Source organism: Salipiger pentaromativorans (genome assembly GCF_024721115.1).
GTDB lineage: Bacteria > Pseudomonadota > Alphaproteobacteria > Rhodobacterales > Rhodobacteraceae > Salipiger > Salipiger pentaromativorans.
This window is the reverse complement of record NZ_JAMDHK010000001.1, coordinates 299,145-314,637: the sequence shown is the minus strand read 5'-3', so window position 1 is coordinate 314,637 and position 15,493 is coordinate 299,145. Positions and strand designations below refer to the sequence as shown.

The 15,493-nt window shown below is 68.8% G+C and carries 11 protein-coding genes; 5 read left to right on the top strand and 6 right to left on the bottom strand.

Annotated features, from left to right (window positions below):
* Positions 1-27 precede the first annotated feature (27 nt).
* Positions 28-795, bottom strand: a complete 768-nt coding sequence (locus M4578_RS01435; protein ID WP_258091651.1) for a 3-hydroxyacyl-CoA dehydrogenase — start codon at positions 793-795, stop codon at positions 28-30.
* 234 nt (positions 796-1,029) lie between these two features.
* Between M4578_RS01435 and M4578_RS01430 the strand changes: the two genes are divergently transcribed.
* The 3 genes from M4578_RS01430 (at position 1,030) to gghA (ending at position 5,564) form a co-directional block, all read left to right on the top strand.
* Positions 1,030-2,013 carry an AraC family transcriptional regulator gene (locus tag M4578_RS01430; RefSeq protein WP_258091650.1) on the top strand — a complete coding sequence of 328 codons (984 nt, stop codon included), beginning with the start codon at positions 1,030-1,032 and terminating at the stop codon, positions 2,011-2,013.
* 234 nt (positions 2,014-2,247) lie between these two features.
* Positions 2,248-2,847 (top strand): 2-hydroxychromene-2-carboxylate isomerase, encoded by a 600-nt coding sequence (locus M4578_RS01425; RefSeq protein ID WP_258091964.1) that lies wholly within the window; start codon positions 2,248-2,250, stop codon positions 2,845-2,847.
* Positions 2,848-3,158: 311 nt separating this feature from the next.
* A complete protein-coding gene (gghA, locus tag M4578_RS01420) occupies positions 3,159-5,564 on the top strand; it encodes a glucosylglycerol hydrolase (RefSeq protein ID WP_258091649.1) in 2,406 nt (801 codons plus the stop codon).
* A gap of 54 nt (positions 5,565-5,618) precedes the next feature.
* Here the strand turns inward: gghA and M4578_RS01415 are convergent, their stop codons facing one another.
* Complete coding sequence (locus tag M4578_RS01415; protein ID WP_258091648.1) at positions 5,619-6,860, bottom strand: Hint domain-containing protein; 1,242 nt, start codon at positions 6,858-6,860, stop codon at positions 5,619-5,621.
* A 252-nt stretch (positions 6,861-7,112) separates the two neighbouring features.
* Here M4578_RS01415 and M4578_RS01410 point away from each other — a divergent pair, with 252 nt between their 5' ends.
* A complete protein-coding gene (locus M4578_RS01410; RefSeq protein ID WP_258091647.1) occupies positions 7,113-8,255 on the top strand; it encodes a M24 family metallopeptidase in 1,143 nt (380 codons plus the stop codon).
* A complete protein-coding gene (locus tag M4578_RS01405; RefSeq protein ID WP_258091646.1) occupies positions 8,252-8,995 on the top strand; it encodes a maleate cis-trans isomerase family protein in 744 nt (247 codons plus the stop codon). Before M4578_RS01410 ends, M4578_RS01405 begins: the two co-directional genes overlap by 4 nt.
* Here the strand turns inward: M4578_RS01405 and M4578_RS01400 are convergent.
* From M4578_RS01400 to nirB, 4 genes are all read right to left on the bottom strand, one after another.
* Positions 8,979-9,938 (bottom strand): glycosyl transferase family protein, encoded by a 960-nt coding sequence (locus tag M4578_RS01400; RefSeq protein WP_258091645.1) that lies wholly within the window; start codon positions 9,936-9,938, stop codon positions 8,979-8,981. The two genes, M4578_RS01405 and M4578_RS01400, sit on opposite strands and share 17 nt — an antisense overlap.
* Entirely contained in the window at positions 9,935-12,568 is a 2,634-nt protein-coding gene (locus tag M4578_RS01395; protein ID WP_258091644.1) for a nitrate reductase, read from the bottom strand. Before M4578_RS01395 ends, M4578_RS01400 begins: the two co-directional genes overlap by 4 nt.
* Complete coding sequence (nirD, locus tag M4578_RS01390; protein ID WP_258091643.1) at positions 12,568-12,900, bottom strand: nitrite reductase small subunit NirD; 333 nt, start codon at positions 12,898-12,900, stop codon at positions 12,568-12,570. The genes M4578_RS01395 and nirD overlap by 1 nt, the downstream gene beginning before the upstream one ends.
* Before the next feature lie 151 nt (positions 12,901-13,051).
* Positions 13,052-15,484, bottom strand: coding sequence for a nitrite reductase large subunit NirB (nirB, locus tag M4578_RS01385; RefSeq protein ID WP_258091642.1), 2,433 nt, complete (start codon positions 15,482-15,484; stop codon positions 13,052-13,054).
* Between the last annotated feature and the right edge of the window lie 9 nt (positions 15,485-15,493).

The following is a 15,493-nucleotide window of genomic DNA, read 5'->3' as shown; positions in this document are numbered from 1 at the left end:
TCTCTCCCTGTTTCCGTGCCGTCCGGGTTACCGCGGTGCCATGCGCAACGCGCCGTCCAGCCGGATCACCTCGCCGTTCAGCATGGTGTTCTCGACGATCTGCCGCACCAGCGCGGCGTATTCCGGGGGCCGGCCCAGGCGCGGCGGGAAGGGCACAGAGGCGCCGAGGCTGTCCTGCACCTCCTGCGGCAGCCCCGCCATCATCGGCGTGCCGAAGATCCCCGGCGCGATGGTGACCACCCGGATACCGTAACGCGCCAGTTCCCGCGCCGCCGGCAGGGTCAGCGCCGCCACGCCGCCCTTGGAGGCGGCATAGGCGGCCTGGCCGATCTGCCCGTCGAAGGCCGCAATCGAGGCGGTGTTCACGATCACCCCGCGTTCGCCATCCGGCCCGGCCTCCTGCTTCGAAATCGCCTCGGCGGCGAGCCGCAGCATGTTGAACGTGCCGATCAGGTTGATCGTGATCGCCCGGGTGAAACTTTCGAGCCCGTGCGGCCCTTCGCGCCCGAGGATCTTTTCCCCCGGTGCGATGCCGGCGCAGTTCACCAGCCCGTCGAGACGCCCGAAGGCGTCGAGCGCGGCGGCCACGGCGGCCTGGCCATCGGTCTCGCTGGTCACATCGGTCTTCACGAAGCGCGCGGCGGGGCCCAGGGCCTCGGCCCGGGCGCTGCCGGCCTCGGCATTGATGTCGAGCAGTACGGCCTTGCCGCCGGCGGTGACCACCATCTCGGCCACGGCGGCGCCCAGGCCGGAGCCCGCGCCGGTGATCAGGAAGACACGGTCTTGAAGCTGCATGGACGGTCCTTTCCGGTATCGGCTTCGGTCTGGCGGCCCTCCTGCCGGCCCCGGGTCTGACGGGGGCGGCCGGGCCTTTCTAAATCCTGTGGGCAAGGGCGGGCATCCTCCGCCGCGTGGCGCGGCGGGTCTGCGGTCTCCTCCCTCTCGGGGCGCAGAGTAGCGCAAAGGATGTGGCAGGCAATGACATCTCAGCTCTTGAATCGTGATCGGAAATGCCATGATACGGGAGGTATGGACCGCCGCAGCATCAGCCCGGGATTTGTCGAGGACGCGCTGGCCTGCCTGCGCGGGCAGGGGATCGACGCGGCGCCGCTGCTGCGGCAGGCCGGATTGCCGGACCCGGTGACGGGCCCGGTCTCGACCGACTGTTACGGACGGCTCTGGTGGCTTATCGCGCAGGCGATGCAGGACGAGTTCTTTGGACTGGCGGCGCGCCCGATGCGGCCGGGCAGCTTTGCGCTGCTCTGCCACGCGGTGCTGCATGCGCGCACGCTGGATCAGGCATTGCGCCGGGCGCTGCGCTTTCTGGATGTGGTGCTCGACCGGCCGCGCGGCACGCTGCGGGTGCGCGAGGGGGTGGCGGTCATCACGCTCGACGATGGCGGTCCGCCCCGGCCGGCCTTTGCCTACCGCACCTATTGGCTGATCCTGATGGGGCTGGCCTGCTGGCTGATCGGGCGGCGGATTCCGCTGCGCCATCTGGATTTTGTCTGCGCCGCGCCGCCGCACCGGCAGGATTACCGCCAGTTCTTCGGGGCACCGGTGCATTTCGGTCAGGCGCAGACGAGCCTGCGGTTCGACGCGCGCTATCTGCGCCTGCCGCCGGTGCGCTCGGAACAGGCGCTGGCGCAGTTTCTGCGCGAGGCGCCGGCGAATATCCTGCTTCGCTATCAGCACGATCAGGGGGTGGCGGCACGCATCCGGGGACGGCTCAAGACGACCCCGCCGCAGGGCTGGCCGGGTTTTGCCGCGCTGGCCGCCGAGATGCGCCTGTCGGAAGCGACGCTGCGCCGGCAGCTCCGGACCGAGGGGCAGAGCTTTGCCGCGCTCAAGGGCGAACTTCAGTCCGTCGAGGCGCAACGCCTGCTGCGCGAGACGCGGCTGAGCGTGGCCGAGATCGCCGATGCGCTGGGCTATAGCGAGGCGGGGGCCTTTTACCGGGCCTTCCGCAAATGGACGGGGCAGAGCCCGGGCGCGTTCCGGCGGGCGGAATAGGGTGGGCGATTCACTTGTGCCTGCAAAACACGCTTAACGGCGCTTAATGCGGCGGATTTTCCGCCGCCCCGGGGTGCCGGGCCTCTGGCGCCCGGATGGCTTGCCCAATTCTTGACATCGCGCCGGGGCTGCGCGCCGATGTAACGACGATCCGGTTGGGGCTCCTTTACTGAGCCGGGGCCGCCGATGAGGACCGCGAGTTGCACATCTGACGTTTGGGGGAGTGCCGTGAGCATGGTCATCGACTATTATTTTGCACCGATTTCGGGATATGCCTATCTGGGCCATCAGGCGCTGATGGCGCTGGCGCGCGAGACGGGCGCGCGGGTGCGCTTTCTGCCGGTCGAGATCGGCCGGGTCTTCGAGGCGTCCGACACCACGCCGCCCTTTGCCCAGTCCGAGGCCCGGCGCAGCTACCGGATCGAGGATCAGGCGCGCTGGGCGCGGCTGCGCGGGCTGCGCATGGCCGCCGTTCCGGCGCATCACCCGACCTGTCCGCGGCTCGCCTGCCGGGTGATCCTGGCGGCGGGGCGGCTGGGGCTCGATCAGGACGCGATCAGCCTGGCCTGCCTGCGCGGGGTCTGGGCCGAGGGCCGCAACATCGCCGATCCCGGCGATCTGGGTGAGGCGCTGCGCCAGATCGACATGCCCGCCTTCGAGCTGCTGCATGTGGCCGAAAGCGAGGATCTGCGCGACGAGGCCGATGCGGTGACACAAGCCGCCATCGACGCGCAGGTGTTCGGTTCGCCCACCTATGTGGTCGATGGCGAACGGTTCTGGGGACAGGACCGGATCGAATTCATCCGCGACAAGCTGATGAAAGCCGCCGCCTGACCGCCGGCTCCCCTTGAGATCGCGCTGCCCCGCAGACGGGCAGCGCATCGCTCATCTGCCCCGTTTCCGCCGGAACGGGGCATTTTGCGTTGAAGACCCGCGACACCGCGTTAGGTTGATCCGAGGACGTGTGCGGGCCGCTGCCTGCCGGTCCGCCCTGGAAGGGGTCCCGCCGCGCCAGACGGGCGCAATGCGCGGGCATCCGGCGCAGCGCCGCTCTTCCGTTCAGATCGACAGCCATCGCGCGGCGCGGGGAGAGCCTTTCCCGCGGCCTGCCACGGCATATGCGCAACGACAGGACGAGAGACGACATGAAAGACATGCCCGCCATCGCAAGCGAGACCGATGCCGCCGAAGCGCGCGCCGCCTGGTGCCAGGAGGTGCTCAACACCGCGCCGGACCGGTTCGACGCGGGCAAACAGGTCGCCCGGCGGCTGGGGGCGCTGGTCGAGGGCGATCTGGTCGAGTTCGGCTTCTGGACGCCCGAGCTGCTCGACTGGCGTATCGCCGACAGCGACGTGTTTCTGGAGATCCTCCGCCCGCAGGAGGAAATCGACCTGACCACAAGCCAGGCGGATGTGGCCTTTGACCGGGTGCTGCTGCCGGTCGCCCGCTGCGAGGCCTTTACCTTTGCCGCTGCCAGCGGGCTGCGCGCCGGCTCGCGCGATCAGGTGGGCGATTTCTATGCGCTGGTCTGGCGCGATCAGGAGGGGGCGCTGCACCGCATCTTCGATCCGCTCGCCGCCTCCTTGCCCTATGGCGCCTTCGCCCCGGCAGAGATCTATGATGTGCCGGCCATGCAGGCGCGCCGTCAGGACAAGGGCTATTTCGAGCAGGTCCGGCAGGACGGCCCCTATAAATTCGCGCCGCCCACCTCGATCCTGCAAGTACATGTGCCCACCGCCACCCCCGGCGGCACGCTGGCGAGCCTCACCCGCCAGTTCGAGCGCCTTGCCGCCCGCGTGGCGAACGGGCTGACGCTGGAGCCCGACGAGGAGCTGTTCGCAGGGTATGACGCGGTGCAGCTTCTGCCGGTGGAACCCACCACCGTCTACGAGGCCGGACCGGCGTTCTGGACCGACACCGAGACGGACGAGGCGCGCGTCACCGCGCATCTGATGCGCCCGGACACGACGAATTGGGGCTATGACATCGTGATCTCGGGCATGGCGACGGTGAACCCGGTGCTGCTGGAGACCGCGCGCCCCGACGAGCTGGTGGACCTTGCCGCCGTACTGCACAATTTCCCGCGCTGGCCCAAGATGCTGGTGCTCGACGTGGTGTTCGGCCATGCCGACAATCAGGGGCTGGGCGCGCTCAACAGCCATTTCTTTGCCGGGCCGAACATGTATGGCCAGAACCTCGATTACCGGAATCCCTTCGTGCGCGCGATCCTGCTGGAAATGCAGCGCCGCAAGGTGGATTTCGGCGCCGACGGGGTGCGGGTCGATGGCGCGCAGGATTTCAAATGGTGGGATGCCTCCACGCAGGAGATGCGCCACGATGACGAGTATCTGCAAGAGATGTCGGACATCGTGCAGAGTGTCGCGGGGGTCGACTACCGCCCCTGGTTCGTCTTCGAGGACGGCCGCCCCTGGCCGCAGGAGGATTGGGAACTTTCCTCCGACTACCGCGCCGTCATCGAGAACCAGAAAGAGACCGATCCGGACGTGTTCCAGTGGGGGCCGCTGACCTTCGCCCACAACACGCCCTTCATCTATACCTTCTGGCTGTCGAAATACTGGCGTCTGCAAGAGATCCTGAAACGCGGCTCCAACTGGATTTCGGGCACCGCCAACCACGATACCCTGCGCCGGGGCACCCAGGTGAACCCCAAGCTCAACATCAATACCCGGCTTGGCGACACCAAGATGGAGATTCTCGACAAGGCCTATGACAACCCCGCCGTGTCGATCCTGACCTATGCGGTGCTGCCCGGCGTGCCGATGGATTTCCTCAACGCCACCGCCCGGGCGAGCTGGGGCTTTATCCGCAACCAGGACGACAAATACGGCGTCAAGGTCGTGGCGGAAGAGGCGATCTCACTGAAATGGCAGGTGGACGAATATGCCTATTCGGTGCCGGGCTCGTTCCGCTGGCTCAAGGAGCTGGGGTTCGAGACGCGCGAGGATCTGGCGCGGTTCCTGGAATTCCTGCCCGCGCTGGTCGAGGTGACCGATTACGATCTCAACACCATCGCCACGCTGCTGAACGCGGTGGAGCCGCCGCTGGCGGGGCCGCGGCCGATCACGGTCGGCGGGCTCAAGGATATTGCGCGCGCCTGGATGGACGACATGCATGAATATTGCAACGTTTCGCATTCGGTCTCGAAACTGGATCCGGTGCAGACCAACGCCATGCGGCGGCTGCGCATGTTCCGGCTGAACAACCCGTGGCTGCGGCAGAATTTCCGCGACGACGACCATTTCCGCTATCTCGAACCGATCGACGGGCGCACGGTCTTTGCCGCGCTGCGCAACGCGCCGGAGGGGGGAGAGGTGTTTGTCGTCTGCCACATGGAAGGGGGCGAGACCGAGGAGATCAACCCGCTCGATCTGCTGCCCGACAGCGTGAGCCGCAACGACTGGCACCTGACGATCCGCAGCCCTGGGATCGGGCCGGAGTATCTCGGCGGGCCGCTGGTTCTGCGCGATTCCATGGGGCTGGTGTTCACGCGCGGCATCGACGTGACGCCGCTGGCGGGAGAGCCGCACTGACGCGGGGCTCGGGATGCCACCGGGTTTGAAGGCTCCCGGTGGCGGCGTTACGGGCTAGGCGACGTTGCGCGCCAGCCCGAGCGCCTCGGCATAGATCTCGGCCACCGCGGCCAGGGCGTTGTTGCCGCTTGCCAGCGGGCGCACCGGATCTTGCGCCAGCCCTTGAAGCGCCTCGGGGATGCGGGCGAGCGCGATGGTGTAGTCGGTCACCAGAAGTGTCTCGACCCAGGTGCCGTTCGCCTCGATCAGCTCGTGGCGGTCGAGCAGCAGGTGGTAATATTGCGCCAGCCGGCAGCCGGGCCGGTCGGTCACGCCGGGCAGGTCACGCAGCTTGCGGGCGGGAACGAGCAGACAGGGATCTTCCTGCGGGATCGCGATGCGGTGCTGCGGCGAGACCCGCAGCTCGCGCTCCGGATACCCTTGGCCAAGCGCGTGCTTGCGCATCCGGATCGGCTTCATCCGGTGCGGCCCGTCGCCGAAGCGATAGGTGGTGGAGCTGACGAAGCGCAGCGGTTGCAGCCCGTGATCGCGGGTCAGAAGCAGATCGCCCGGACGCAGCGATTCCACCCGGCGGGGGCCTTCGGCGGTTTCGATCCGGGTGCCGTGCAGCAGGCAGACCGCGCCGCTTTCGAAGCTGAAATAGGACGCCGAGAGCGAGCCGTAGTTCAGCCATTTGACCTGGGTCACCGAGCCGTCGGGCAGCGAAATCAGCGTGCCCCAGTTGCCGTCGTCGCTGAGATAGGGCGCCAGTTCGTCATAGGTGGTGATGCCGGGGTAGTTGATGGCCAGAAGATCGCCGTCGCCGGGGGTGAAATCCTCGATGGAATTGGTGCCGCTGTCGGCGGAGATCACAAAGACATCGGCGCCGGCATGGCCATAAACGGTGTCATTGCCAGAGCCTATCTCGATCCGGTCGTCGCCGGCCCCGGCATAGACCAGATCGTCGCCCGCGCCGTCGCGCATCACGTCGTTGCCGTCGTCGCCATAGATCGTGTCGTTGCCGCCGCCGCCATCGACGGTATCGTCGCCGCCGTTGCCGTGAATGCTGTCGGCGCCTTCGCCGCCCGAGAGGGAGTCGTTGTCGGCGCCCGCGAAAATATAGTCGGCCCCGTCGCCGCCATCGACCGTATTCGCGCCGTCGCCGGTCTCGATACTGTCGTCGCCCGTGCCGCCGTCGATGGAGTCGGCGCCGTCGCCCGCAATGATCGTATCGTTGCCGGCATCGCCGGTGATCGTGTCGTCGCCCGCGGTGCCGGTAAGGCTGTCGTTGCCGCTGGACCCTGAAATCGTTGCCATCTCTGCGCCTGCTCTGTCTGCCGTCCCCCCGTGCAAGTATGGGCAGGGAGATTAATTCTTTGTTTATGCGCAGAATACCCGCTTTGGCCGGGCTTGAACACCCGCCGCCGTACCGGGGGGCGGGAGTGTGGTTTTTGCGATGAGATCTTGGGCGGCGCGCGGACAAAGGCCGGGGCCGGGCGGCGGCACGATTGACGTGCGGCGGCCCGGATGGCTCTCTGCCGGGATGACACGTCTGCCTTGCCACCGACCATGAGGTTTCCCGAGTCCGAGTTCCGCGCACGGCTTTCTGCGGCGCAGGCGCAGATGGCGCGGGCCGGGCGCGACGCGCTGCTGCTCACCACCGAGCCCGAGATCCGCTATTTCACCGGTTTCCTGACCCGGTTCTGGGAAAGCCCCACGCGGCCCTGGTTTCTCGTGGTGCCGGTGCGGGGCGATCCGGTTGCGGTGATCCCCGCCATCGGCCAGCCGCTTATGGCACAGGGCTGGCTGTCGGACATCCGCTGCTGGTCCTCGCCCGACTACCGCGACGACGGGGTGTCGCTGCTGGCCGACACGCTGGCCGCGCTGGTCCCGCCGGGCGGCGCCATCGGCCTGCCCAGCGGCGGCGAGACCCATCTGCGCATGCCACTCGCCTCCTGGGAGGCGCTGCGGGCCGCGCTGCCGGACCGGCAGTTCGGCGATGATGCGGACATCCTGCGGCGGCTGCGCATGGTGAAATCCCCGGCCGAGATCGCCTGCATTTCCCGCGCCTGCGCGATTGCGGGCCGGGCCTTTGCCCGCGTGCCCGAGATCGCCCGCGCGGGGGTGCCGCTCAGCGGCGTGTTCCGCCGCTTCCAGATGCTCTGTCTGGAAGAGGGCGCCGACTGGGTGCCCTATCTTGCGGGGGCCGCCGCGCAGGGGGGCTATGCCGATGTGATCTCGCCCGCCACCGAGGCGCCGCTGACCGAAGGCGATGTGCTGATGCTCGACACCGGGCTCGTGCGGGACGGGTATTTCTGCGATTTCGACCGGAATGTCTCCATCGGCCCCGCCGCGCCCGCGCTGCGCGAGGCCCATGCCGCGCTGATCGCCGCCACGCAGGCGGGCTTTGCCGCCGCCCGGCCCGGCGCGCGGGTCTGCGATCTTTACGACGCCATGGCGGCGGTCACCGGCGGCGGGGCCGAAAGCGGGCGGCTTGGCCACGGGCTGGGCATGCAGCTCACCGAACCGCCCTCGCTGATCCCCGCCGACGAGACGGTGCTGGTGGCGGGCATGGTGCTGACGCTGGAACCGCTGATCGACATGGGGCAAGGGCGCATCCTCGTGCATGAGGAAAACATCGTGATCGAGGAGACGGGCGCGCGCTGGCTGTCGCCCGCCGCGCCGCCGGAGATTGTGGAGATCCTGCCATGAGCGCGCCCTTGCCCTATCGGCTGGGGCCGCCGCGCGCGGCGCTCGGGCTGATCGTGCTGCAATCGGACGAGACGGTCGAGGCGGATATGCGGCGGCTGATCCCGGCGCGGGCCGGGCTGATGGTCAGCCGGGTGCCGTCAGGCGCCGAGGTCACGCCCGAAACGCTGGCGGAGATGGAGGGGCATCTGCCGCAGGCGGCGGCGCTTTTCCCGCCCTGGGCGCGGTTCCGCGCGGTGGGCTATGCCTGCACCTCGGGCACGGCGCAGATCGGCGCCGCGCAGGTGGCAAGCCAGATCGGCGGCGCGGTGCAGACAGACGCGGTGACCGAGCCGGTCTCGGCGCTGACCGCCGCCTGCGCGGCGCTGGGGCTGCGGCGGCTGGGGCTGATCTCGCCCTATGTGGCGCCGGTCTCGGAACGGCTGCGGGCCGTGCTGGCAGAGGCCGGGATCGAGACACCGGCATTCGCCAGTTTCGAAGTGCCGGAGGAGGCGCAGGTGGCGCGGATCGGGCCGGAGAGCCTGCGCGCGGCGGCACGCCGCGTGGCGGGCGGCGCGGAGCTGGACGGGCTGTTTCTGTCCTGCACCAACCTGCGCACACTGGCGCTGATCCCGGCGCTGGAGGCCGCGCTGGGCCTGCCGGTGCTCTCCAGCAATCAGGTGCTGGCCTGGCACATGCTGCGGCTTGCGGGATTCTCCGCGCCCCGGCGCGCGCCGGGGCGGCTTTTCACGCAGGCGCGCTGACCCGCCGCACCTCCCAGAGCGCGCGGGCCTCGTCCTCGGGGGCCTCGCTGCCCAGCGTGTCGAGCGCCAGCGCGGCGGTGCCCAGCACCACGGCCTCGGCGAAGGGATCGCGCAACGTGCCCGACCAAAGCGCGGCAAGCAGCGTCATATCCTCGGCCCCGTCGTCGAGACGGCGGGTTTCCTCCGGCAGCAGCGCCGGGTAGCCGCCTTCCCAGGCGTCGCCGCCGCGCAGGCCGAACCCCGCGATGGTCTTGGCCGGGTGGCGTTCGAACTCGCCGCCGCCGCCCTTGATGACGCTCAGCGCCTCGAGCCCCAGAAGCTGCCCGGCATCCGCCTGCAACAGCCGGTAGGGCGGATGGAACACGCCCTGCACGCTGACCGCCGCGCGGCCCGGATTGAGCATCCGGCAGACCGTGTTGATGCAGGAGCGCAGATGCAGCACGTCGCGCAGGCCGAGCAGCCGGAAAAGCGCGGGCGAGAGCGTTTCAAGCGGCAGATAGGCGATGCCATGGGTGTCGAGCAGCATCCCCGCCGCGTCCGGCGTGTCGGCCACCGGGATGCCCGCCACCGGCAGCCCGTCGCGGATCGCCCGGTCGGCGCCGTTCCAGCCGTGCATCAGCACCTTGTGGCCCGCCATCGCCACCAGCCGCGCCGAGAGCAGGAACCAGGGCAGGCCGCGCGTGCGGCCCGCCGCGTAGGACGGCCAGTCGAGCGCCGGTCGGGGCAGGGCGGGCAGGCTCGCCTGCGCTGCGCCCGCAAAGCCCGCGATCTCCTCGGCGGTCTCGCCCTTCATGCGCAGAAGCATGAGCAGCGCGCCCACCGCATGCGGATCGGCCTTGCCCGAGAGCATCAGCGCCATGGCCTCCGCCGCCTCGTCGCGGGTCAGCGAGCGCGAGCGTCCCGGCCCGCGCCCCAGCGTGCGCACATGGGCGCCAAGGCTCATTCCGCCGCTTCCTTTGCCTGTGCGCCCGCGAGGATCGCCGCCAGCTCGGGCCGACAGGAGCCGCAGTTGGTGCCCGCCTCCAGCGCCGCGCCGATCTGCTCGACGCTCACCAGCCCCTTTTCCTCGATCGCCGCGAGGATCGTGTTGAGCCCCACGCTGAAGCACGAACAGACCAGCGGGCCGGGATCGGGGCGCCCGGCGGGCGGCTGGCCGATCAGCGCGTCGGGGGCATCGGCGCCGGGCAGGGTGGCGAGATAGTCGCGTTTCACCGCCACCGGCTGCGGCCCGGCGAAGAGCGCTGCAAGCAGCCGGTCGCCGTCGTGGAAGGCGAGCCGGGCCAGGCCGCGCCGCCGGTCGATCAGCGTCTGGACCTGCGCGTCGGGCAGGCCGAAAAGCGCGCGCGCCATCTGTTCCCAGTCCTCGGGGGCCGCGTCGCCCGCCAGCTCGGCGCGCCAGCCTGCGCGGGTGCGGGCGCGGGCCCAATAGGCGCTTTGCGGCACCATCTCGCCCGCCGAGACCGCGAAGCCGTACCAGGCCGCTTCGAATTTGGCGACCGAGACCACGCTGGCCTTGCTTTCGGGCTGGCCCGACACCGGGTCGGTCTCCGGCGCCACCAGCGCGTCGATGCGCGCGCAGGGGGCGGTCTCTCCGGTCCAGTGCATCGGCGCAAAGACATCGCCGGGCTGCACCGCATCGGTGATCCGCGCCCGCAGGATGGCGCTGCCCTGCGGGTTGCGCACCTGTACCAGATCGGCGGCGACGAGGCCCAGCCGGGCCGCGTCGGCGGGGTGGATCTCGAGGAAGGGTTCGGCCAGATGCGCCGCCAGCCGGGGCGAGCGCGCGGTGCGCGTCATCGTGTGCCACTGGTCGCGGATCCGGCCGGTGTTGAAGCGGAACGGAGTCTCGTCAGCGGGCACCGAGGCGGGCGCGCGGTAGCGCACCGGCACCATCCGCGCCTTGCCGTCGGGGTGGTAGAACTTTCCGTCCGCGAAGAACCGCCCGCCCTTGCGTGTGGCGCTATGGGGCCAGCGGAAGGGGGCCAGCGCCTCATATCCGCGATCGTCCAGCTCCTCGTGGCCCGAGATGTCGAAATCGCGCCCGAGCCGGCCCGCGACGCCGGACAGCGCCGCGTATTCGCGAAAGATCTCGGCGGGCGAGGCATAGTCGAAGGCATCGTGCCAGCCCATGCGGCGCCCGACCTCGGCGATCATGTCCCAGTCGGGCCGCGTGCCGCCGGGGGCGGGCAGGGCGGCGCGCTGGCGGCTGATCACCCGGTCGGAGCTGGTGACCGTGCCCTCTTTCTCCGCCCAGGCGGTGGCGGGCAGCAGCACATCGGCGAGCCGCGCCGTATCGGTGGCGCCGGTGATGTCGGAGACCACGACGAACTCGCAATCGGCAATCGCCTGCCGCACCGCGTCGGCATCGGGCATCGACACGGCGGGGTTGGTGTGGATGATCCAGAGCGCCTTGATCCGCCCGTCGCCCGCGGCCCGGAACATCTCCACGGCCTTCAGCCCCGGCCCCTGCGCCATGGCGGGCGAGCCCCAGAACTCGTGCACCGCCGCCCGGTGATCGGCGTTTTCCAGCTCCAGATGGCAGGCGAGCATATTGGCCAGCCCGCCGACCTCGCGCCCGCCCATGGCATTGGGCTGGCCGGTGACCGAGAACGGGCCCATGCCGGGCCGGCCGATCCGGCCCGTGGCGAGGTGGCAATTGGTGATCGCGTTGACCTTGTCGGTGCCGGAGGTGGACTGGTTCACCCCCTGGCTGAACACCGTCACCACTTTCTCGGTGCGGATCCAGAGATCGTAGAAGGCCTGAAGCTCGGTGTCACCGAGCCCGGTCACGCGGTCGCTGTCGCTGGTGGCGGCGGCGAGCGCCTCGTCGAAACCGTTCACATGGGTGATGAAATCCTCGTCGACCGCATCCGACTCGTGGATCGCCCCCAGCAGCCCGTTGAAGAGCGCCGCGTCGCTGCCCGCCCTGAGCGCCAGATGCATGTCGGCGCCGTCGCAGCTTGCGGTGCGGCGCGGGTCGATCACCACCAGCTTCATGCCGGGGCGCGCCTTGCGGGCCTTGAGGACGCGCTGATACAGCACCGGGTGGCACCAGGCGAGGTTGGAGCCCACCAACACCACCAGATCGGCCTCTTCGAGATCCTCATAGACCCCAGGCACCGTGTCGGTGCCGAAGGCCCGCCTGTGCCCCGCCACGGTCGAGGCCATGCAAAGCCTTGAGTTCGTGTCGATATTCGCCGACCCGATATAGCCCTTCATGAGCTTGTTGGCGACGTAGTAATCCTCGGACAGAAGTTGGCCGGAGACGTAGAATCCCACGCTCTCCGGCCCGTGCTGCTCGATGGTTTCGCGGAACCGGCTGGCGACCAGCGTCAGCGCGCTGTCCCAGTCCGTCTCCGCTCCGCCGACGCGGGGAGAGAGCAGACGGCCCTCCAGCCCCACGGTTTCGCCAAGGGCCGAGCCCTTGGAACAGAGCTTTCCGAAATTGGCGGGGTGGTCGGGATCTCCCCTGACCTCCAGACCACCCGCACCATCGGCGTGCAGAAGCACGCCACATCCGACGCCGCAATAGGGGCAGGTCGAGCGGATCCCGGCAAAGCTCTCCTTGCTCATCACGCGGCGCTCCTGTTCGAGACGGCCTCGCCGTCGAGCAGGATGCGCCCCTCTTCGAGCCGCACCGGATAGGTGGCGATGCGGCCCTCGTCGGCGCCCTGCGCCTCGCCGGTGTTCAGGTCGAAAACCCAGTTGTGCAGCGGGCAGGTGACCTTCTGGCCGTGCACGATGCCTTCCGACAGCGGCCCCTGCTTGTGCGGGCAGGTGTTGGAGGCGGCGAAAACCTCCGCCTCGTCGGTGCGGAACAGCGCCACGCAGCCCACCGCGGTCTTGACCAGACGGGCGCCGCGCAGCGGCACCTCGTCGATATGTCCGATGTCGATCCAGCTCATTGTGCAGCCTCCACTCGGGTCGGGAACGTGTCAGATGGTGCAGCCGTCCCGGACCTGGTCCGGGACCTCCCGCTTTGGCCCAGGGCGCGCGGCGGGAGAGGGCGAGGTGCCGGGACATGCCCGGCACGGGGGGCACGGGGGGCGGCGCGGCTCATTCCGCCGCCCTCACGGTCAGATCGGCCAGCGGCTGGAACTTCTCCGCCTCGCCGGGGCGGGCGCGCTCCGCCCAGGGGTCGACCTGATAGACGCTCTGCGAAATATCGAACCGTTCGATCAGCGCCTTGCGCTCGGTCTCGTCCGCCAGCACGTCCTTGACCCAGTCGAGCCCCACCTTGGCCAGCCATTTATAGGGCCGGTCGAGGTATTTCGCGTTCTCGCGATAGAGCTGGAGGAAGGCCACGGTCCAGTCCAGAACCTCCTCCTCGGTCTTGGCGTCGTGCAGCCGTTCGGTCTCCTTCAGATCCATCCCGGCAGCGCCGCCGACCCCGATCTGATAGCCGCTGTCCACGCAGACCACGCCCAGATCCTTGCAGGTCGCCTCGGCGCAGTTGCGCGGGCAGCCCGAGACCGCCAGCTTGAACTTGTGCGGCGTCCACGACCCCCAGAGCCGTTTCTCCAGCTTGATCCCGAGCCCGGTGCTGTCCTGCGTGCCGAAGCGGCACCAGTCGGACCCCACGCAGGTCTTCACCGTGCGCAGACCCTTGGTATAGGCATGGCCCGAGACCATGCCGGCCGCGTTCATGTCGTGCCAGATGGCGGGCAGGTCTTCTTTCCTGATCCCCAGCAGGTCGATCCGCTGGCCGCCCGTCACCTTCACCACGGCGTTGTATTTCTTTGCCGCCTCGGCGATGGCGATCAGCTCTTCCGGCGTGGTCATGCCGCCATACATGCGGGGCATCACCGAATAGGTGCCGTCCTTCTGGATATTGGCGTGGTTGCGCTCGTTCACGAACCGCGACTGCGCGTCGTCCTGATAGTCGAGCGGCCAGTCCGCCAGCAGGTAGTAGTTGATCGCCGGACGGCAGACATGGCAGCCGTTGCGGGTTTTCCAGCCCAGCTCCTGCCAGACCGCGTCCTGCGATTTCAGCTCCTGCACCTTGATCAGCCGACGCACGTCCTCATGCGTCAGATCGGTGCAGCCGCAGACCGGCTGTGCCGTGGGCAGCACGAAATCGTCGCCCAGCGTGACCGACAGCACCTGCTCCACGAGCCCGGTGCAGGTTCCGCAGGAGGCCGAGGCCTTGGTCACCGCGCGGACCGCGCCCAGATCGGTGGCGCCGCCTTCGATGGCCGCCACGATATCGCCTTTGCATACGCCGTTGCAACCGCAAATCTCCGCATCAGGCGGCAATGCTGCAACGGCTGAGAGAGGGTCCGCGGAGCCGCCCCCCTGATAGGCCGGACCGAAGATCAGCGTCTCGCGCATCTCCGAGATGTCGGTGCCGTCCTTGATCAGCCCGAAGAACCAGTTGCCATCGGCGGTGTCGCCATACATCACCGCGCCGATGAGCTTGTCGTCTTCGATGACCAGACGCTTGTAAATGCCGCGCGCGGGGTCGCGGTAGACCACGTCCTCGCGGCCCGGCGCTTCGGCGAAATCGCCCGCCGAAAAGAGATCGCAGCCGGTGACCTTCAGCTTGGTCGACAGCTCACGCATGGTGAAGGTCTCGTCCTCGCCGAGCAGCGTCTTGGCCAGAACCTTGGCCTGATCGTAGAGCGGCGCGACGAGGCCGAAAAGATTGCCCGCGTATTCCACGCATTCGCCCACCGCATAGACATCGGGGGTTTCGGTGCGCATCTGCGCATCGACCTTGATGGCGCGGCCGCAGGGAATCCCGGCGTCCTGCGCCAGCTTGACGGCCGGGCGGATGCCCACGGCCATCACCACGATGTCGCAGGGCAGTTCGGTGCCGTCGCCCAGGTTGACCTGCTGCGCGCGGCCATCGCCGACGATCTCCTTGGTCTGGGCTTCGAGGATCACGTTGATCCCGCGCTTTTCCAGATCCTTTTTCAGCAGATAGCCCGCCGCCGGATCGAGCTGGCGCTCCATCAGGTGGGTGGCGATGTGCAGCACGGTCACATCCATGCCGCGCAGCCGCAGCGCCGCCGCCGCTTCCAGCCCCAGCAGGCCGCCGCCGATCACCACGGCCTTGGAGCCGGGCTTGCCGGCGGCCTCGACCATGGCGGTGGTGTCCTCGAGATCGCGGAAGGCGACCACGCCGGGCAGATCGTGACCGGGCAGGGGGATGATGAAGGCCGAGGAGCCGGTGCCGAAGACCAGCTTGTCATAGGCGACCTCGCCCTTTTCGCCGGTCACCACCTTGCGCTGGGTATCGACGCTCAGCACCTTTTCGCCAAAGCGGCAGGTGATCTCGTTGCCCGCATACCAGGCCTCGTCATGGGTGACGATTTCTTCGAAGCTCTTTTCACCCGACAGCACCGGGCTCAGCATGATGCGGTTGTAGTTGCCGCGCGGTTCGGCGTTGAACAGGGTGATCTCATAGGCCTCGGGCGCGTTGTCCCGCAGGTGTTCGAGCATGCGGCCTGTGGCCATGCCCGCACCGATGACGACGAGTTTCTGCATCTCTCTTGC